Source organism: Mesorhizobium sp. BR1-1-3, assembly GCF_020165455.1.
In the GTDB taxonomy this organism is placed as follows: Bacteria; Pseudomonadota; Alphaproteobacteria; order Rhizobiales; family Rhizobiaceae; genus Mesorhizobium; species Mesorhizobium ciceri.
Genome location: NZ_JAIUIC010000021.1, coordinates 20,349 through 38,436, shown reverse-complemented (window position 1 = coordinate 38,436; position 18,088 = coordinate 20,349). Strand labels below are relative to the sequence as shown.

The window sequence follows — 18,088 nt, the reverse complement described above, 5'->3', positions numbered from 1 at the left end:
GGAATAGGGGAATAGGGGAATAGGGGAATAGGTATTCCCTTCCCTACTTCCCTACTTCCCTACTCCCTTACTAAGCTGCCAGATCGCGCAGCACGTATTGCAGGATGCCGCCGTTCTTGAAGTAGTCGAGCTCATCCAGCGTATCGATGCGGCAGATGATCGGCACGTTCTTCACCGTGCCGTCGCCATAGGTGATTTTGGCGATCATCGTCTGGCGCGGCTTGATGGTGCTCAGCCCGTCGATCTCGACCAGCTCGTCTCCCTTGAGGTTGAGCGATGCCCATGAGGTGCCTTCCTCGAAGACGAAGGGGATGACGCCCATGCCGACCAGGTTCGAGCGATGGATGCGCTCGAAAGACTGGGCGATGACCGCGCGGACACCGAGCAGATTGGTTCCCTTGGCCGCCCAGTCGCGCGACGAGCCGTTGCCGTATTCGACGCCGGCGAAGACGACCAGCGGCACGCCTTCCCTTTTGTACTCCATCGCCGCGTCGTAGATCGATTCCTCTTCCTTCGACGGGTAGTGAATGGTGTAGCCGCCCTCGCGGCCGTTCTCGCCCAGCATGTGGTTGCGGATGCGGATGTTGGCGAAGGTGCCGCGCATCATCACCTCGTGATTGCCGCGCCGTGTGCCGTACTGGTTGAAGTCGGCGACACCGACGCCGTGGTCGGTGAGATATTTTCCGGCCGGCGACGCTGCCTTGATCGATCCGGCCGGCGAGATGTGATCGGTGGTGATCTTGTCGCCGAACAGGCCGAGCACGCGGGCGCCCTTGATGTCGCCGATCTTGCCGAAACCTGATGTCATGCCGGCGAAATAGGGCGGGTTCTGCACATAGGTCGAGTTGTCGTCCCAGGCATAGGTCTGGCCTTCCGGCGCCTTGACGTTCTGCCAGTACTCGTCGCCCTTGAAGACGTCGGCATATTTGCGGGCGAACAGCTCGCGGGTGACGTTCTTCTCGATGAACTCCTGGATTTCGGCCGAGCTCGGCCAGATGTCCTTGAGGTAGACCGGCTCGCCGTTCTTGTCCTCGCCGAGCGGCTCTGTCGTGAGGTCCTTGGTGACAGTTCCGGCCAGCGCGTGCGCGACGACCAGCGGCGGCGAGGCCAGATAGTTGGCCTGCACGTCAGGCGAGACACGGCCTTCGAAGTTGCGATTGCCTGACAGGACCGCGGCGGCGATCAGGCCCTTGTCGTTGATGGTTTTGGAGATCGGCGCCGGCAGCGGGCCGGAATTGCCGATACAGGTGGTGCAGCCGAAGCCGACCAGGTTGAAGCCGATCTGGTCGAGCTCCTTCTGCAGGCCGGATTTCTCCAGATATTCGGCGACCACCTGGCTGCCGGGAGCCAGCGAGGTCTTCACCCACGGCTTCTGCTTCAAACCGAGCCGGTTGGCATTGCGGGCCAAAAGACCGGCGCCGATCAGCACGCTCGGGTTCGAGGTGTTGGTGCAGGAGGTGATGGCGGCAATGACGACATCGCCGTGACCGAGATCATGGTCGGTGCCTTCGACGGCATAGCGCTTGGAGATTTCGGCCGCCTTCTTGTATTCGGTCTCCATCGCCTTGGCGAAGCCTTCCGGAATGCCTTCCAGGGCGACGCGGCCTTCAGGCCGCTTGGGGCCGGCCATCGACGGCACGACGGAACCAAGTTCGAGCTCGAGCAGATCAGTGAAGACAGGGTCGGCCGAGCCGGTTTCACGCCACAGGCCCTGCGCCTTGGCGTAGGCCTCGACCAGCGCGATGCGGTCCTCGCTGCGGCCGGACATTGTGAGATAGCGGATGGTTTCCGAGTCGACTGGGAAGAAACCGCAGGTGGCGCCATATTCGGGGGCCATGTTGCCGATGGTGGCGCGGTCGGCCAGCGTCATGTTGGAGAGGCCCGGGCCGAAGAACTCGACGAACTTGCCGACGACCCCCTTCTTGCGCAGCATCTGGGTGACGGTGAGCACGAGGTCGGTGGCGGTGACGCCCTCTTTCAGCTTGCCGGTGAGACGGAAGCCGATGACTTCCGGCAGCAGCATGGAGACCGGCTGGCCGAGCATGGCCGCCTCGGCCTCGATGCCGCCGACGCCCCAGCCGAGCACGCCCAGGCCGTTGATCATGGTGGTGTGCGAATCGGTGCCGACGCAGGTGTCGGGATAGGCTGTGGTTTCGCCGTCCTCGGTGTTGGTCCACACCACCTGGCCGAGATATTCGAGGTTGACCTGATGGCAGATGCCGGTGCCGGGCGGCACGACGCGGAAGTTGCGGAACGCCTGCTGGCCCCATTTCAGGAATTTGTAGCGCTCTTCGTTGCGCTCATATTCCAGCTCGACATTGCGGGCGAAGGCCATCGGCGTGCCGAATTCGTCGACGATGACGGAATGGTCGATGACGAGGTCGACCGGCACCAGCGGGTTGATCTTCTGCGGATCGCCCCCGAGCGAAGCCATGGCGTCGCGCATTGCGGCAAGGTCGACCACGGCCGGGACGCCGGTGAAATCCTGCATCAGCACGCGGGCCGGGCGATAGGCGATCTCGACGCCGGCGGTGCCCTTATCGGTCAGCCAGCCGGCCACCGCCTGGATCGATTCCTTGGTGACGGAGCGGCCGTCTTCGTTGCGCAGCAGGTTTTCCAGCAGCACCTTCATCGAATAGGGCAGTTGCGAGATGCCGGTAAGGCCGTTCTTTTCGGCCTCGATGAGATCGAAATAGGCATATTCAGCGCCGCCTGCGGTCAGCGTGCGGCGGCAATTGAAACTGTCGAGAGATTTTGACACGTGCGATCCTTGTCTGTTCAGCCTGAAAGGGAACGGACGCCGATGGCATGCAATCACGCGCAAAGGTGCGGGTACGGCCATTTCCGCTGTCCGTTCCCAAGCAACCCGAGCCGTTCAAGGCGGCGCGTGCGCTGGTTCGGCGCTAATTCTGTTCCCGTGCCGACCGCTGGCACGGATGCACCGCATATAGAGAATTTTCTGGAATAGTTCTAGACAGTTGGAAAGCAATTTTGTGCGATGCGGCAGCGGCCGCGACACATGGTTTCAGGGCAGGCGAGGAATGCGGCTGATCGCCGAAAATCTGGGCGGCGAGCGAGGCGGCGACGCGGTGTTTTCCGGCATCGGCTTTGCCTTGGAGCAGTGTCAGGCGCTTATCGTCACCGGGCCGAACGGATCGGGCAAGTCGACCTTGCTGCGGATCATCGCCGGGCTGCTGCCGGCGGCGGAAGGCAGCGTGAGGATTGAGGGCGTCATGAAGGTTGAAGACGGGGGCGAAGCGTTTCCGTCTGTCGCCTCGGCCTGTCACTATCTCGGCCACCAGAACGCAATGAAGCCGGCGCTCAGCGTGGCGGAGAATTTGCGCTTTTGGCGAGACTTCAATGGCGACGGACAGCTCGGCGTCGAAGAGGCGCTGGAAACGGTCGGGCTCGGCGGCATCGGCCACCTGCCGTTCGGCTATCTATCGACCGGGCAGCGGCGCCGCGCGGCGATCGCGAAACTGCTGGTCAGCCACCGGCCATTGTGGCTGCTGGACGAGCCGACGGCTGGGTTGGACAAGGCTTCGGAGGGCCGGTTCGCGGGGTTGATGGCGAGGCATTGCGCGGATGGCGGGATGATTGTCGCGGCGACGCATCTGCCGCTCGGGATCGAGGGGATGGAGTTGAGGATGGGGGAAGCCGGTTGATGGTGTCTGGGCGAAAGCATCTCAAACCATGCTAGCGCTCTTCCTGCGCGACATCCGCCTCAATATCCGTGCCGGCGGCGGAGCGCTGACCGGGGTCATCTTCTTCCTCGCCGTCATCGTCACCATCCCGTTCGGGGTCGGGCCGGACCTGAAGCTGCTGGCCCGCATCGGACCGGCCATCCTGTGGATCGGCGCGCTGTTGTCCTGCCTGCTCGGGCTCGACCGGTTGTTCCAGGCCGATCGCGAGGACGGTTCGCTCGATCTCCTGGTGCTCGGCAACGATCGCCACATGCTGGCCTTGACGGTGCTGGTGAAATGCCTGGCGCATTGGGCGGGCAGCGTGCTGCCGCTGGTCATTGCGGCTCCCTTGCTCGGCCTGTTCATGAACATGGAGCCGCTCGGCATCGGCGCCACGGCGCTGACGCTGCTGGTCGGCACGCCGGCCATCACGTTCATCGGCGCCGCCGGTGCGGCGGTGGCGGTGGCGCTGCCGCGTGGCGGGCTGCTGATCTCGGTGCTGGTGCTGCCACTGACCATCCCGGTGCTGATCTTCGGCGTTTCGGCAAGCTATGGGGCGACCGCCAATCCCGACCCGTTTCTGCAGCCCTTCCTCATTCTTGCCGCGCTGACCCTGTTTCTTGGCGTGCTGGGTCCGGTCTCGGCGGCGCTGGCGCTGCGCCATGGCACGGATTGACGCAGCGTATGACTGTGGCTCGGCGACCGATTGCGAAGCCGACGGAGCGAGGCTAAGGAAAAGCATGTCTAGACTGGGCGACATGATCGGCTTGGAAGGCCCCACTTCAGCGGGGCCTGCCGCATGAGTGCGCATGCACTCTACGTGACCGCCGCCTATGGCATCACTGCCGTGGTGCTGGCCGGATTGATCGGCTGGATCCTGCTCGACCAGCGGGCGCGCAAGCGTGAGCTTGTCGAACTGGAGGCGTCCGGCGTGAGGCGTCGCTCCGACAAGGTCGCCAAGCCATGAGCACCGAAACGGAAACGCCGCCGCCCAGTCGTCGCCTGTTCGTGCTTCTGCCGCTGCTGATCTTCCTCGGCCTGGCCGGACTGTTCCTGTCGCAACTGCTGTCGGGGCGCGATGCTTCGGAAGTGCCGTCGGCCTTGATCGGTCTGCCTGCGCCGCAAACCAGCCTGCCGGCGCTGGAGGGCTCAAACCTGCCGGGGCTCGATTCGAAAACCTTCGCCGGCAAGGTCACATTGGTCAACGTCTTCGCGTCGTGGTGCGCGCCATGCCGCGAAGAGCACCCGGTGCTTCTGGCGTTGTCGCAGGATAAGCGTTTCACCATGGCAGCGCTGAACTACAAGGACCGGCCCGAAAACGCACGCCGGTTCCTCGGCGATCTCGGCAATCCGTTCCAGGCGATAGGGGTCGACGAAGCGGGCCGCGCGGCGATCGACTGGGGCGTCTACGGCGTGCCGGAAACTTTCGTCATCGGCAAGGACGGCAAGATCGCCTACAAACATGTCGGCCCGCTGACGCCCGAGACGGTGCAGGCGTTGCTGTTGCCGCAGATCGACAAGGCACTGGCAGCGCATTGATATTCCGGTGATTCCGGCCTGCAAACAGCGGCTTCCTGCGCGTCCGGTGCTCGTGTACCAAAAGTACGCTCCGCTCCGGTTCTCGGAAACCACCGTTTTCGACTCGGCCTGATCTGAATCTCAACGCACCTTGGCGGCGCGTCTTATCGGGCTTGAGATCAGCCGTAGATCTGCTTGTGGATCTGGTAGAGCATTTCCGAGCGGTCGGCGCGCATGTCGGCCAGATCGCGGCTGGAAAAGCTGTCGATTTCGGCGACAAGGCGGTTGTAGTGCTTGCGCTTGGCAATGCTGTTGCGAGCGCGGGTCATGAGACTGTCGAGGATCATAGCAAGGTTCCTTTTTGGCGCCGCATTTCGGCGGCGGTTTCTTCCTCCCTTGATCGATACGAAGCATGACATAGTAATGGTGCATTGCAAAAAGAAGATGTTGCAATGCACCATTGCGCTGGACGCATAGCCGGTTAATGCGGCGCTAACGTCATGCGCAGAGCCGGCAAGCGATCTTTTGTGGGACACTGTGCTTACCCACATTGCCTTCTGTCCCTCCGGCTGGCTTGATCCCTGTCATTGATGCCGGGAGGAAAGCATGGCGGCCGCAGACTATTATGAAATTCTCGATCCGCGCTTCGCGCGCCTGTTCAACGGCAACGCGCAGGTCGAGAAGCTGTTCACCGGATGCCAGTGGGCGGAGGGGCCGGCCTGGTTCGCCGCCGGCCGCTATGTCGTCTGGTCCGACATCCCCAACAATCGCATGCTGCGTTATGACGAGACCGACGGCAATGTCAGCGTCTTCCGGCAGCCGTCCGGCAACTCGAACGGCAACACCGTCGACCGGCAGGGCCGGCTGATCACCTGCGAGCATTCGGGCCGCCGCGTCAGCCGCACCGAGTTCGACGGCTCGGTCACCACGATCGCGGCCAAATGGAAAGGCAAGCGGCTGAATTCGCCCAACGACGCGGTGGTGAAATCCGACGGTTCCATCTGGTTCACCGATCCAAGCTACGGCATCGATACGGATTATGAGGGCGACAGGGCTGAGAGCGAAATCGGCGCCTGCCACGTCTACCGGGTCGATCCCGGCACCGGCGAGGTCGAAGCCGTCATCACCGACATGGTCAGGCCCAACGGCCTCGCCTTCTCGCTGGACGAGAGCAAGCTTTATGTCGTCGATACCGGCCGCACGCATGGCGCGCAGAATCCGGCGCATATGCGGGTGTTCAATGTCGGCAAGGGCGGCAAGAAAGTCTCCGGCGAAAAAGTCTTCGCCGACTGCACCGCCGGCCTGTTCGACGGCTTCAGGCTCGACGAGGACGGCCGCATCTGGACCAGTGCCGCCGACGGCATCCATTGCTACGATCCGGACGGCACGCTGATCGGCAAGGTCAAGGTGCCGGAAGTCACCGCCAATTGCGTGTTCGGCGGTAACAAGCTGAATTGCCTCTACATCGCCGGCACCACGTCGCTCTACATGGTGCGGCTGATGGTCAACGGCGCCAAGACATACTGAGAGTTGAACACTGGCGACCGTTCGACGGTTTCATCGAAGCGGGTCGTGAGCACGAACATCCCCGGGAGGACAAGAAATGCCATTCGTCAACATCCGCATCGTCAAGGAAGTGATCGCCGCCGATCCGGCGGGCAAGAAGGCGGATATCGCCAAGAAGGTCACCGCGGCCATCATGGACGCCACCGGGCTGAGCAACGACGATGTCTGGGTGGTTTTTGAAGAGGTCAATGCCCGCGATTGGTACGTGGGGAAGACCGATGTGGAGACGCTGCGAAAGGGGTAGTGCGCGATCTTTCCTTCTCCCCTTGTTGTGGGAGGTGGATCGGCGCGCAGCGCCGAGACGGTTGAGGGGTGGGTGACGGATTGCCGTCGGTGCCAAGCTGGAACATCCCTCATCCGACCTCGCTTCGCGAGGCCACCACCCTGGGGCGAGCAACGGGTCTCGCCCCGTCCTTTAGACCCACAAGGGGAGAAGGAAGAGAGGCCGCCGCTCAATGCGAGCGGATAAACTCCGCGAAGGCATTCAGTGCATCATGCATCGCCTGCCGGTTCGCCGGCGCCGCCAGGATGCCCGCCACCTCCGGCGGCTTCCTGCCGAGCAGGGCGATCTCCAGCACATCGTCGTAAAGCGCGAACGACATGGTGCGCATGATCTCGGCCAATGCGGCGCGGGCGAACAGCGAGCGCGGCGAGGCGTGTACCAGCATGGCGGGCTTGGCGACGGCGGCATCGCGCGAGACCAGCCAGTCGAGCGCGTTCTTCAGCCCGCCCGGCACGCCATGGGCATATTCCGGACAGGAGACGATCAGGCCGTCGGCTCGACTGACGGCATCGATCAGCTTGGAGGCTTCGAGCGGCGTCCGCTCGCCTTCATCGTCGGGATTGAAGATCGGCAAACGGCCAAGCCCGTCATGGACGGTGACGCGGCAGCCGGACGGCGCTTCGCGCGCCAGTGCGGCGATCAGCGCCGAATTTGTGGAGGCCGCGCGCAGGCTGCCGGAAATGGCAAGGATGTTCAGCAAGGTATGGAATCGGTCCAGACGCGAATCGCGGCCGCAAAAACTACCACATCGTCTTCTTGTATTCCTCGTCGAGCCAGCGGTCGGTCGCCTCGGCGGAATCGGCAACCGCCAGCTGATCGCGCATGATCTGGCCGAGCGTCGGCAGCGTCGCGCGGTCGTACCAGGTTTCCGGCTTCCACAAATCCGAGCGCATGAAGGCTTTTGCGCAGTGCATGTAGGCCGCCTTGACGCTGACCACGACAACGCTTTGCGGCTCCCTGCCGTCGACGGCGAGCCGTTCGCGAAGATTTGCGTCGACGGTGATGCGGGCATCGCCGTTGACGCGCAGCGTCTCGTTCATGCCGGGGATGAGGAAGAGCAGCCCGACCGAGGGATTGACGAGGATGTTTTCCAGCGTGTCGAGCCGGTTGTTGCCGGGCCGGTCGGGAATGGCGATGGTGGTGTCGTCCAGAACGGTGGCAAAGCCCGGTTTGTCGCCCTTCGGCGTCACGTCGGCATTGCCGGCACCGTCGGACGAGCCAATCAGCACGAATGGGCTCTTGCCGATGAAGGAGCGGCAATGGCCGTCAAGTTTTTTCAGCTCCTTGCGGATAGAACCGTCGGTCGGCCGTGGCGTCTTGTAGATCGTCCTCAACTGGTCGCGCGTGGTGACGAATTCCATGGCCCTTTCCCCTTATTTGCAGGCTCTATTTCCCGGCCTTCTCTTCTTTGCCGGTCTTGTCGTCCAGCGAATGGCGCAGGATCAGCGGCATCTGGCTGAAGGTGAACAGAAGCGTGATCGGCATGATGCCCCAGACCTTGAAAGTAACCCAGGCGTCGGTGGAAAAATTGCGCCACACCACCTCATTGACGATGGCCAGGAACAGGAAGAACAGGCCCCAGCGGAAGGTCAGCTTGCGCCAGCCTTCAGCGTCGAGGCTGAAGGCTGAATCGAAGACATAGCCAAGCAGCGACTTGCCGAAGTACAGGCCGCCGAGCAGCACCCCGCCGAACAGCGTGTTGACGATGGTCGGCTTCATCTTGATGAAGATGTCGTCCTGCAGATAGAGCGTCAGCGCGCCGAAAATGAAGACGACGACGCCCGACACCATCGGCATGATCGGCAAGGTGCGGGTGAGCAGCCACGAGGCGATCAGCGCGATTGCCGTGGCGGCCATGAACAGGCCGGTGGCGACGAAGATCGGCCCGCCGAACTCGGCCAGAACAGGGAATTTCTGCACCAGCCATCCGCTGCGCGCATTGGCGAAGAAGAACACCATCAACGGACCCAGCTCCAGCACCAGCTTGAGCAGCGGATTGACGCCTTCCTTCTTCTGCTTCTGCGGGTCCGACGGATCGCGTTCGAGAATGGGTGGGTTCATGGAATCTCTTTCTTACGCATGATCTGATCCAAAAAGTCTGCACCTTTTTGGGACATGCTTGTTAAGCTACTCCAGCGATCGCCCTGGCGAATTCGCTTGCTGAGAAAGGTTCGAGGTCGTCGACCTGTTCGCCGACGCCGATGAAATAGACCGGCAATTTGTGCTTTGCCGCGATCGCCACCAGAATACCGCCGCGCGCCGTGCCGTCCAGCTTGGTCATCACCAGGCCGTTGACGCCGGCGATATTGCGGAAGATCTCGACCTGGTTGAGCGCGTTCTGGCCGGTGGTGGCGTCGACCGTCTGCAGCACGGTGTGCGGCGCTTCCGGATCGAGCTTGCCGAGCACGCGGACGATCTTTTCGAGCTCGGCCATCAGTTCGGTCTTGTTCTGCAGACGGCCGGCGGTGTCGATGATCAGCACGTCGGAGCCGGCCTCTTTCGCCCGCTCGAATGCATCATAGGCAAGGCCGGCGGCATCGGCGCCGAGCTTGGAGGCGATGACCGGCGATTTCGTCCGCTCGCCCCAGATCTTCAGCTGCTCGATGGCTGCCGCGCGGAACGTGTCGCCGGCGGCGAGCATGACCGACAGGCCGCCATCGGTCAGCTTGGCGGCGAGCTTGCCGATGGTGGTGGTCTTGCCGGTGCCGTTGACGCCAACCACCAGGATGACATGCGGCTTGTGCGAGAGGTCGAGCTCCAGCGGCATGGCGACATGGGTCAGCACTTTTTCCACCTCGGCCGCCATGATGGCGCGGACCTCGGTGTCGGAAACGTCCTTGCCGTAGCGGCTGGCGGCCAGCGCGTCGGTAACGCGCAAGGCCGTCTCCATGCCGAGATCGGCGCGGATCAGCACATCCTCCAGGTCCTGCAAAGTCTCTTCGTCCAGCTTGCGCTTGGTGAAGACGCCGGCAATGTTGCCGGTCAGTTCCTTGGACGAGCGGGCAAGCCCGTCCTTCATGCGCTGGAACCAAGAGCGCCTCGGTGCCGGCTCCGGCGCCTTTTGCGGCTCGGCCTTCTGCTCGACCTTCTTGGTGACGGTCACCTTGCCGGGGGCGGCTTTCGGCTCCGGCGCGGGTGGTGGAAGAGGCTGCGGCTCGGGCGCAATTTCCGCAATGACCGGCTGCGATTCGATCGGCGCAGGCTGGCGAATGGGAGGTGCGATTTCGGCGGCGGGTGCTTCGGGCGTCGGCGCTGAAACTTCTTCCTTCTCCCCGTCGCTATACGGGGAGAAGGTGCCGGCAGGCGGATGAGGGGCGGCGCCGGCCTTTGAAGACGGCTGAAGAGGGGACGGCGCCGGTGTGGGCACCTCGATCGGCGCTGGTGTTTCTGCCGGAACCTCGGCCGGCGTCGGCACTTCGACCGGGGCCGGCTCCGGCCGCTTTTCCGGGCGTGACGGGACGATCTCCGGTTCGGCCGGCGCCGGCGCTGGGACTTCTTGCGGCTGCCGTTCGGGCGTGGGTTCGGGAGTCGCAGGGGTGAGCGGAACTTCCTCGGGCGCCGGCGGCTCTGGAGTCTCTGGCGCGGGCGCCGGTTCTTCTTTCGGCGCGGGCTCCGGCAGAGGTTCCGGCTCGGAGGGAACAGTCGGCTCCGGTGCTGGCGGGATGGTCGGCTCCGGCGCGGGCACCGGTTCCTCGACAGGCGCCGGTTCCGGCGCAGGAATTACCTCCGGCTCGACCGTCGGCGTCGTTTCTGCCTCGGGCCGCGGCTCGTCGCGCTTCAAGAACTCCGGGACGACCTGTTCGGCCGCCGGCTTCAGCGCATCGAGTGCTTCCCATTTGATCGGCGGTAGCGGGGCGGTCTCGTCGATCCGTTCCTCGACCACCTCTTTCTTGCCGAACGAAAATATCTTCTTGAAAAAACCAGCCATGCTTTGCGTTTCTCAGGCGGCGCGGGCGGCAAGCGGCGCCGCGATCAGCCTGGTACCATCGTGGCCCGATATATCGGCCTCGACGATCTCACCCGGTGCGCCCGTGCCGAGTGCGGCAAGCGTAAAACCCTCGGTGCGGCCAAGGCCGTCTCGCTCGATCAGGATCGACTGACGCGTACCGGTGAGCAACGACAGATGCCTGACATAAGCAACTTCACCGGCGGCGCGCAGCCGGGCGGCGCGCTGCTTGACCACCTCGCGGCGGAGCTGCGGCATGCGCGCGGCAGGCGTGCCTTCGCGTGGGCTGAAGGGGAAGACGTGGAGATGGGTCAGGCCACACTCCTCGACAATTTTCTCCGAGTTCTCGAACATTTCGTCGGTCTCGGTCGGGAAGCCGGCGATGATGTCGGCGCCAAAGACGATACCGGGGCGCAGCTTGCGCACATCCTCGCAGAAGCGGATCGACTGATCGCGCAGATGCCTTCGCTTCATCCGCTTCAGGATCATGTCGTCGCCCGACTGCAGCGAAAGATGCAGATGCGGCATCAACCGGGGCTCGGTGGCGATGGCGTCGAGCAAATCGTCGTCGGCCTCGATGGAATCGATCGACGACAGCCGCAGGCGCTTAACATCGGGCACCTGTTTCAGGATGGTCTTCACCAGTTTGCCGAGCTTCGGCGCGCCCGGCAGGTCGGCGCCGAATGAAGTCATGTCGACGCCGGTCAGAACGATCTCGGCATAGCCGTTGCCGGCGAGCCGCTTGACCTGCTCGACCACGGCGCCCATCGGCACCGAGCGCGAATTGCCGCGGCCGTAGGGAATGATGCAGAAGGTGCAGCGGTGGTCGCAGCCGTTCTGCACCTGGACGAAGGCGCGTGCGCGGCCCTCGATGGCGTCGACCATGTGACCCGCGGTCTCGCGCACCGAAAAGATATCGTTGACGCGCGCCTTCTCGGTGTCGTTGACGCCGAAATCCGGCAGCGCGCGGTAGGAATTCGCGTTCAGCTTCTCTTCATTGCCAAGCACGAGATCGACCTCGTCCATGGCGGCGAATTTTTCAGGCTCGGTCTGCGCGGCGCAGCCGGTGACGATGATGCGGGCTCGCGGGTTGTCGCGGCGCGCCTTGCGGATCGCCTGCTTGGCCTGGCGCACTGCTTCGCCTGTCACGGCGCAGGTGTTGAAGATCACGGCGCCACCTTCCAACGCGCCGAGGCCCGCACTTTCAGCCTCGCGCCGCATCACCTGCGATTCATAGGTGTTGAGCCGGCAGCCGAAGGTGACGACATCGATCCCCGGGGACGCCGGGCTCTTGGGCAGAGCGGACATCAGGCCGCGCTTTCAGTGTCGCGGGCCCATGTCCCGATCGACGGGTCGAAGTTGCCGGAAAATTCCCATTCGGCGGCGCCGGTCAGGACCACGTGGTCATCGTCGCGCCATTCGACATGCAGCGTGCCGCCGCCTGGCGTCAACAGACTGACGCTGCGGCCGGTCCGGTTGGTGCGGGCCGCGGCCACCACGGCCGCGCAGGAGGCCGAACCGCAGGCCTTGGTCAGGCCGGCGCCGCGTTCCCAGGTGCGGATGATCATGGTTTCGGGCGAAGTAACCTGAGCGATGGTTATGTTGGCGCGCTCGGGGAACATCGGGTGGTTCTCGAGCAGCGGACCGAAGCGGTCGAGCTCGTAGGACCAGACGTCGTTGTCGACCCAGAAGATCGCGTGCGGGTTGCCCATCGAAACGACCGAGGGTGAATGCAGCACGGGGGCGTCGATCGGGCCGATCTGCAGCTCGATCATGCGGGTGTCGCGGAATTCCTCGGCCAGCGGGATATCCTGCCAGCCGAAGCGCGGCGTGCCCATGTCGACCGAGATCGAACCGTCGGCGTGTTCGCGCGCATTGAGGATGCCCGCCACGGTCTCGAAGGTGAAGATCTTCTGGCCGGTCTCGGCGGCGAGCGCCTGGACGACGCAGCGCATGCCATTGCCGCAGGCCTGCGCACCGGTTCCATCGGAATTCAGGATGTCGATGAAAAAGGCGGTGCCAGACGTCCTGGCGTCATGGATCGCCATGATCTGGTCGAAGCTGGTCGCAGCATCGGCGTTCAGCGCAATCGCCGCCGCCGCCGTCACCCGATCGGCACGGCCACGCATATCGGCAACGATGATCTCGTTGCCGATGCCGTTCATCTTGGCGAAAGGGGCAGTGCTGGCCATTGCTCCGAAAAATTCCGTGTCCGTTTGGCGCTATATGGCGGAAACGGGCAGGAATTACCAGTGCGCAGCCGCTTGGTCTCGGCGAAAGCGCCGGACTTACGTGACGGCGAAAATGCCCAGCACCACCAGCAGGAAGATGATCAGAACGATGCCGATAAGGATACGCGCACCGGTGGCCGCGGCACCTGCCAGTGCCGGCATGCCGAGCAAGCTCGCCGCCGCGGCGACGATCAGGAGAATGATAATCCATTTGAGCATGACAATGCCTCGCAAACCGGCAAATATTTCAACCACATGAAAACGCGGTTGCAGCGCTGGGGTTCCGTCGAACCGATGCGGATCAGGGCGCTATGTGCTCCGGCACATCCCAGACCTCGCCCGGCCGCAAGGCGCGAAAGCGCTCGCGTGGGATGCCTCGATCGTCAAGCGCCTCGGTCAATTTGCGCGCCGGCTCGTCGATCGGCTCGTCGGTGAGCTGGAAGGTGCCCCAGTGACAGCCGGCGGCATGGGCGGCGTTGCACAGCGTCATGCCTTGCACGGCTTCCCAGGGATTCTGGTGCTGCGGCGCCATGAACCAGCGCGGCTCATAGGCGCCGATCGGCAGGATGGCGAAGCGGAAACCGCCATGTTTCTCGGCCATCAGCCGGTAGTTGATGCCATCGTGGAAGCCGGTATCGCCGGCGAAATAGAGCTTGCCGTCAGGCGTTTCGACGACAAAGCCGGCCCAGAGCGCCATGCGCCGGTCGCGGGCGCCACGCGCCGACCAGTGATGCACCGGCTCGACATGAACGGCGGCGCCGTCGCCGATCTCGACCCTGTCGCCCCAGTCATGCGCCGACAGCCGCATGCCGGGCACGGCGGCTTCGATGATGGCGTCGTTGCCGAGCGGAGTGAGCGCCAGCGGGTCGTGGCCGGCCTTCAGCCGCTTCAACGTGGCGAGGTCGAGATGGTCATAGTGGTTGTGGCTGACCAGCACGAGATCGATCGGCGGCAGGTCGGCAAAGGCGATGCCTGGCGCATTGATGCGTTTTGGTCCGGCGAAGGAAAGCGGCGAGGCGCGCAGCGACCACACCGGATCGGTAAGGATGTTCAGACCGGCCGTCTGGACCAGCAAGGTGGAATGGCCAACCATGGTCACTTTCAGCGCGGCGCCCTCGACCCGAGCCGTCGGTTTCGCCTGCGGAAAGGGGCTTGCATCGCTCGCCGGCCATTTCGAGCGCTGGCCATTCAACTGCCATTTCAGCAGGTCGGCGAAACGGCCGGGTGGCTGGCCGTCGGGATTGAAGAACAATGCGCCGTCGAAATGGTCGCTGGGCGGGCCGCTATAATAGCGATTGGCGGCTGTCTTTCTCGCGGCCAATTTTGCGGCTCCGGCAGGTGTTTCGTTTTCCAGACATAGGCGCTAAGGCGGCTCGCGCAAGCGTCCAACCGTCGAATGTCGGCGCTGCACTGCTTTGACCGGATCCCCAGGCGACGCGCGACAAGCGGTCAGCCGCCGCGATTGCGATAAATTTGCAACAATTCTTGCTGCAAACTGTATTTTAACCATATCGGGTTGAAATTTCGCCACCTTCTCCATCTTGGTGGGGGTGAGATTGTGCGGACGGCTTCCCCCCAGCCGGATCCGACGGAGGTTGGAATGACTTTTTCGAAAACCGGTCTGGTGGCCGTATCGCTGGCGGCGCTCGTTGCGAGCGGCTGTTCGACCTCGCGTTTCTCCTCGATGGATGACCAGCAGCCGGCACCGCTGGAGGCCGCGCCCGCCGGCAAGGTGACGGCGAACCAACTGCCGCCGCCGGCATCGCCCGGCACCACCGACCCGTCTCAATTCCCGACCGCTCCTGCGAACACGCAGGTTGCCGCGCTGCCTTCGGATGGTTCGGCGCCGGCCGGCGCTTCGGACGTGACTGCCGCCAGCGTCGCCGGTGTCTGGAACGCCAGCGTTGCGGGCCAGAGCTGCAAGGTGGCGACACCGCAGACCAAATTCGGCGCCGGCTTCCGCGCCGGGCCGCTGCATTGCCCGGCGCCGATGGACGGCGTCAAGTCGTGGAACGTCGCCGGCAAGCAGCTGACGCTCTATGACGAGAGTGGCGGTGCGCTGGCGCGGCTCTATTCCTCGGGCGGCTCGAAATTCGACGGCCAGACTTCCAACGGCCAGCCGATTTCGCTTACAAGGTAGGCTAACGCATGTCGCCCAAAAGTGGCCGCGGTTTTGGGAAAACAAAGATCTAAAGCGGGTCGTCTGAATCCGTTCAGACACGACCGCTTTAGTCCTCCGAATGCATGTCGCGCAGAAGTGACCCGGTTTCGGGACAGCGACATGCATAAACAAATGACGTGACCGATGCATCTGCGTGACGGCCTCCAGACCCATGCGACCGTCAGGCAGCGCTACTACCATCTGGTGGAAACCGGTACGATCGACCGCGATCCGGCGCAGGAACGGATCGTTGCGGCGCTCGACCTGCTGACCGATGAGATTTCGGCCAAGCGGCTGGCGCATAAGTCGAGCGCGCTGGGCTGGCTGTTCGCCCGCAAGCGCGAGACGCATGAGGCCGTCAAAGGCCTCTACATCCATGGCGGCGTCGGTCGCGGCAAGACCATGCTGATGGACATGTTCTTCGAGTTGCTGCCGGTGCGGCGCAAGCGCCGCGTCCACTTCAACGACTTCATGGCGGACGTGCAGGACCGTATCCAGAAGCACCGGCAGGCGCGCAAGAACGGCGATGTCAAGCAGGACGACCCGATCCCGCCGGTGGCCAAGGCCCTTGCCGAGCAAGCCTGGGTGCTGTGCTTCGACGAGTTCTCGGTCACCGACATCGCCGACGCGATGATCCTGTCCAGGTTGTTTTCGGCGCTGTTTGCCAGCGGTGTGGTGCTGGTCGCCACCTCGAATGTGGCGCCGGAAAACCTCTACAGCGACGGGCTGAACCGTCAGCTTTTCCTGCCCTTCATCGGCATACTGGAGCGGCACACACAGGTGCTGGCGCTCGATGCCGACAAGGACTACCGGCTGGAAAAGCTCGCCCGGACACCGGTCTATGTCACGCCGGCCGATGCGGCGGCGGACCAGCTACTCGACGAGGCCTGGCAAGCCATGACGCGCAACGCGCCGACCGCCGAGACATCGATTGCCCTCAAAGGGCGGCAGGTGATCGTGCCGCGTGCGGCAGGCGATGCGGCGCGGTTCTCCTTCGCCGATCTCTGCGAAAAGCCGCTTGGCGCGCGCGATTTCCTGGCGATCGCCGGGCGCTTCTCAACCATTTTCATCGACCACGTCCCGGTGCTCGGCGAAGGCAAGCGCAACGAGGCCAAACGCTTCATCCTTCTGATCGACACGCTCTACGACCATCATGTGCGGCTGGTGGTGAGCGCCGAAGCGCCGCCGCAAGCGCTTTATGCCGCCAAGCGCGGCGTGGAGGTCTTCGAGTTCGAGCGCACCGCATCGCGGCTGATCGAGATGCAAAGTCGCGACTGGCTGGAGGATTGGGCGGAGCGGCAGAAAGGGAAGCCGGCGCCAGAGGCACAGCAGGCGCAGGCCTGAATTTCCAGGGAATGCGTCGGTAGCGATCCTTTGCCCCCCCTCTGTCATGCCAACGTCTACAACTCGAACCTCCTCGGCCACCCGCATCACAAGGGCGTCATTACCCGCATTCAGCCTTACGATTTCCATCTTCGTCGGTTATTTCCTCCCAAGTCGGCTTACAAACTTTGACGTTTACGTAAATCCCAAATGATCTAACCGATTGAAAACACTAACGCCAAAATAATCGTTTGAATTTTTTCCGTGCCGGGGCTATTGGGTGCGGCGAAAATTCGCGGTTCCCCGCAGCATTCCGGCCTCTTCTTCGACGCCGCCATCAAGTCACAGAGATTTGAGACGTCGTCACCGACAAAGGGAAAACATCCTCACATGGCACGCAACAAGATAGCGCTTATCGGCTCTGGCATGATCGGCGGCACGCTCGCTCACATGATCGGCCTCAAGGACCTCGGCGACGTGGTGCTGTTCGATATTGCCGAAGGTATCCCGCAGGGCAAGGGGCTCGATATCGCGCAGTCGTCGCCTGTCGATGGCTTCGACTCCAGGCTCACCGGCATCAACGACTATGCCGGCATCGAAGGCGCCGACGTCTGCATCGTCACCGCCGGCGTGCCGCGCAAGCCCGGCATGAGCCGCGACGACCTTTTGGGCATCAACCTCAAGGTCATGGAGCAGGTCGGCGCCGGGCTGAAGAAGTATGCGCCGAAGGCTTTCGTCATCTGCATCACAAACCCGCTCGACGCCATGGTCTGGGCGCTGCAGAAATTCTCAGGCCTGCCCAACAGCCACGTCGTCGGCATGGCCGGCGTGCTCGACAGCGCGCGCTTCCGCTATTTCCTGGCCGAGGAATTCAAGGTCTCGGTCGAGGACGTCACCGCCTTCGTGCTCGGCGGCCACGGCGATTCCATGGTGCCGATGATCCGCTACTCGACGGTATCGGGCATTCCGCTGCCCGACCTCATCAAGATGGGCTGGACCTCGAAGGAGAAGCTCGACCAGATCGTGCAGCGCACCCGCGACGGCGGCGCCGAGATCGTCGGCCTGCTCAAGACCGGCTCGGCCTATTACGCGCCGGCCGCTTCGGCGATCTCGATGGCCGAAGCCTATCTCAAGGACAAGAAGCGCGTGCTGCCCTGCGCGGCGTATCTCTCCGGCCAGTATGGCGTCAAGAATACCTATGTCGGCGTTCCCGTGGTGATCGGCGCCGGCGGCGTCGAGCGCATCATCGAGATCGAGCTCAACAAGAGCGAGCAGAAGATGTTCGACTCCTCCGTGGCGACGGTGCAGGGCCTGACCGAGGCCTGCGTCAAGATCGCGCCGCAACTCGCCTCCAAATGAATCTCCAGTAAGTGAACC

Annotated in this window: 19 protein-coding genes; 9 read left to right on the top strand and 10 right to left on the bottom strand. The window is 63.5% G+C overall.

From position 1 onward, the window contains the following. Positions 1-70 precede the first annotated feature (70 nt). Positions 71-2,761 carry an aconitate hydratase AcnA gene (gene acnA / locus LB559_RS30990; protein WP_013528828.1) on the bottom strand — a complete coding sequence of 897 codons (2,691 nt, stop codon included), beginning with the start codon at positions 2,759-2,761 and terminating at the stop codon, positions 71-73. A 280-nt stretch (positions 2,762-3,041) separates the two neighbouring features. On the opposite strand from acnA, the gene ccmA reads away from it, so the two are divergent. The 4 genes from ccmA (at position 3,042) to LB559_RS30970 (ending at position 5,222) form a co-directional block, all read left to right on the top strand. Continuing rightward, positions 3,042-3,665, top strand: a complete 624-nt coding sequence (gene ccmA / locus LB559_RS30985; RefSeq protein ID WP_224675758.1) for a heme ABC exporter ATP-binding protein CcmA — start codon at positions 3,042-3,044, stop codon at positions 3,663-3,665. 28 nt (positions 3,666-3,693) lie between these two features. After that, positions 3,694-4,359: a heme exporter protein CcmB gene (gene ccmB / locus LB559_RS30980; RefSeq protein ID WP_024504965.1), complete on the top strand. Its 666-nt coding sequence runs from the start codon at positions 3,694-3,696 to the stop codon at positions 4,357-4,359. Between the two features lie 123 nt (positions 4,360-4,482). After that, entirely contained in the window at positions 4,483-4,650 is a 168-nt protein-coding gene (gene ccmD, locus LB559_RS30975) for a heme exporter protein CcmD (protein WP_063173371.1), read from the top strand. After that, on the top strand, positions 4,647-5,222 hold the full coding sequence (locus LB559_RS30970) for a DsbE family thiol:disulfide interchange protein (protein WP_063169543.1): 576 nt from the start codon (positions 4,647-4,649) through the stop codon (positions 5,220-5,222). Before ccmD ends, LB559_RS30970 begins: the two co-directional genes overlap by 4 nt. 158 nt (positions 5,223-5,380) lie before the next feature. On the opposite strand, the gene LB559_RS30965 is transcribed toward LB559_RS30970, so the two are convergent. Further along, complete coding sequence (locus LB559_RS30965; protein WP_013528833.1) at positions 5,381-5,548, bottom strand: hypothetical protein; 168 nt, start codon at positions 5,546-5,548, stop codon at positions 5,381-5,383. Between the two features lie 259 nt (positions 5,549-5,807). Between LB559_RS30965 and LB559_RS30960 the strand changes: the two genes are divergently transcribed. Then, entirely contained in the window at positions 5,808-6,728 is a 921-nt protein-coding gene (locus LB559_RS30960) for an SMP-30/gluconolactonase/LRE family protein (RefSeq protein ID WP_013528834.1), read from the top strand. Positions 6,729-6,804: 76 nt separating this feature from the next. Beyond that, the gene (locus LB559_RS30955; protein ID WP_013528835.1) at positions 6,805-7,011 is read left to right on the top strand and encodes a tautomerase family protein; all 207 of its coding nucleotides are present in this window, start codon (positions 6,805-6,807) and stop codon (positions 7,009-7,011) included. A 208-nt stretch (positions 7,012-7,219) separates the two neighbouring features. On the opposite strand, the gene LB559_RS30950 is transcribed toward LB559_RS30955, so the two are convergent. The 8 genes from LB559_RS30950 to LB559_RS30915 form a co-directional block, all read right to left on the bottom strand. Continuing rightward, entirely contained in the window at positions 7,220-7,750 is a 531-nt protein-coding gene (locus LB559_RS30950; RefSeq protein WP_224675757.1) for an NADPH-dependent FMN reductase, read from the bottom strand. Between the two features lie 40 nt (positions 7,751-7,790). Further along, entirely contained in the window at positions 7,791-8,411 is a 621-nt protein-coding gene (locus LB559_RS30945) for a pyridoxamine 5'-phosphate oxidase family protein (protein ID WP_024504968.1), read from the bottom strand. A 25-nt stretch (positions 8,412-8,436) separates the two neighbouring features. Beyond that, positions 8,437-9,111, bottom strand: a complete 675-nt coding sequence (locus LB559_RS30940; RefSeq protein WP_013528838.1) for a septation protein A — start codon at positions 9,109-9,111, stop codon at positions 8,437-8,439. Positions 9,112-9,172: 61 nt separating this feature from the next. Beyond that, positions 9,173-10,978, bottom strand: a complete 1,806-nt coding sequence (gene ftsY / locus LB559_RS30935) for a signal recognition particle-docking protein FtsY (protein ID WP_224675756.1) — start codon at positions 10,976-10,978, stop codon at positions 9,173-9,175. A gap of 12 nt (positions 10,979-10,990) precedes the next feature. Further along, the gene (gene mtaB, locus LB559_RS30930) at positions 10,991-12,304 is read right to left on the bottom strand and encodes a tRNA (N(6)-L-threonylcarbamoyladenosine(37)-C(2))-methylthiotransferase MtaB (protein WP_013528840.1); all 1,314 of its coding nucleotides are present in this window, start codon (positions 12,302-12,304) and stop codon (positions 10,991-10,993) included. Then, positions 12,304-13,188 (bottom strand): diaminopimelate epimerase, encoded by an 885-nt coding sequence (gene dapF, locus LB559_RS30925; RefSeq protein WP_224675755.1) that lies wholly within the window; start codon positions 13,186-13,188, stop codon positions 12,304-12,306. Before dapF ends, mtaB begins: the two co-directional genes overlap by 1 nt. Positions 13,189-13,284: 96 nt before the next feature. After that, the gene (locus LB559_RS30920) at positions 13,285-13,446 is read right to left on the bottom strand and encodes a DUF1328 family protein (RefSeq protein WP_013528842.1); all 162 of its coding nucleotides are present in this window, start codon (positions 13,444-13,446) and stop codon (positions 13,285-13,287) included. Positions 13,447-13,528: 82 nt separating this feature from the next. After that, on the bottom strand, positions 13,529-14,548 hold the full coding sequence (locus LB559_RS30915) for an MBL fold metallo-hydrolase (RefSeq protein WP_224675754.1): 1,020 nt from the start codon (positions 14,546-14,548) through the stop codon (positions 13,529-13,531). Between the two features lie 279 nt (positions 14,549-14,827). Between LB559_RS30915 and LB559_RS30910 the strand changes: the two genes are divergently transcribed. From LB559_RS30910 to mdh, 3 genes are all read left to right on the top strand, one after another. After that, positions 14,828-15,367: a protease inhibitor Inh/omp19 family protein gene (locus LB559_RS30910; protein WP_013528844.1), complete on the top strand. Its 540-nt coding sequence runs from the start codon at positions 14,828-14,830 to the stop codon at positions 15,365-15,367. A 165-nt stretch (positions 15,368-15,532) separates the two neighbouring features. Next, positions 15,533-16,732, top strand: coding sequence for a cell division protein ZapE (gene zapE, locus LB559_RS30905; protein ID WP_224675753.1), 1,200 nt, complete (start codon positions 15,533-15,535; stop codon positions 16,730-16,732). Positions 16,733-17,101: 369 nt separating this feature from the next. Then, a complete protein-coding gene (gene mdh, locus LB559_RS30900; protein WP_013528846.1) occupies positions 17,102-18,070 on the top strand; it encodes a malate dehydrogenase in 969 nt (322 codons plus the stop codon). Positions 18,071-18,088 lie beyond the last annotated feature (18 nt).

Excerpts from the sequence above, each read along its gene's own strand:
- ccmA (WP_224675758.1), top strand. The coding sequence starts at position 3,042 with ATGCGGCTGATCGCCGAAAATCTGGGCGGCGAGCGAGGCGGCGACGCG.
- ccmB (WP_024504965.1), top strand. The coding sequence starts at position 3,694 with ATGCTAGCGCTCTTCCTGCGCGACATCCGCCTCAATATCCGTGCCGGC.
- ccmD (WP_063173371.1), top strand. The coding sequence starts at position 4,483 with ATGAGTGCGCATGCACTCTACGTGACCGCCGCCTATGGCATCACTGCC.
- LB559_RS30970 (WP_063169543.1), top strand. The coding sequence starts at position 4,647 with ATGAGCACCGAAACGGAAACGCCGCCGCCCAGTCGTCGCCTGTTCGTG.
- LB559_RS30965 (WP_013528833.1), bottom strand. The coding sequence starts at position 5,548 with ATGATCCTCGACAGTCTCATGACCCGCGCTCGCAACAGCATTGCCAAG.
- LB559_RS30960 (WP_013528834.1), top strand. The coding sequence starts at position 5,808 with ATGGCGGCCGCAGACTATTATGAAATTCTCGATCCGCGCTTCGCGCGC.
- LB559_RS30955 (WP_013528835.1), top strand. The coding sequence starts at position 6,805 with ATGCCATTCGTCAACATCCGCATCGTCAAGGAAGTGATCGCCGCCGAT.
- LB559_RS30945 (WP_024504968.1), bottom strand. The coding sequence starts at position 8,411 with ATGGAATTCGTCACCACGCGCGACCAGTTGAGGACGATCTACAAGACG.
- LB559_RS30940 (WP_013528838.1), bottom strand. The coding sequence starts at position 9,111 with ATGAACCCACCCATTCTCGAACGCGATCCGTCGGACCCGCAGAAGCAG.
- ftsY (WP_224675756.1), bottom strand. The coding sequence starts at position 10,978 with ATGGCTGGTTTTTTCAAGAAGATATTTTCGTTCGGCAAGAAAGAGGTG.
- mtaB (WP_013528840.1), bottom strand. The coding sequence starts at position 12,304 with ATGTCCGCTCTGCCCAAGAGCCCGGCGTCCCCGGGGATCGATGTCGTC.
- dapF (WP_224675755.1), bottom strand. The coding sequence starts at position 13,188 with ATGGCCAGCACTGCCCCTTTCGCCAAGATGAACGGCATCGGCAACGAG.
- LB559_RS30920 (WP_013528842.1), bottom strand. The coding sequence starts at position 13,446 with ATGCTCAAATGGATTATCATTCTCCTGATCGTCGCCGCGGCGGCGAGC.
- LB559_RS30910 (WP_013528844.1), top strand. The coding sequence starts at position 14,828 with ATGACTTTTTCGAAAACCGGTCTGGTGGCCGTATCGCTGGCGGCGCTC.
- zapE (WP_224675753.1), top strand. The coding sequence starts at position 15,533 with ATGCATCTGCGTGACGGCCTCCAGACCCATGCGACCGTCAGGCAGCGC.
- mdh (WP_013528846.1), top strand. The coding sequence starts at position 17,102 with ATGGCACGCAACAAGATAGCGCTTATCGGCTCTGGCATGATCGGCGGC.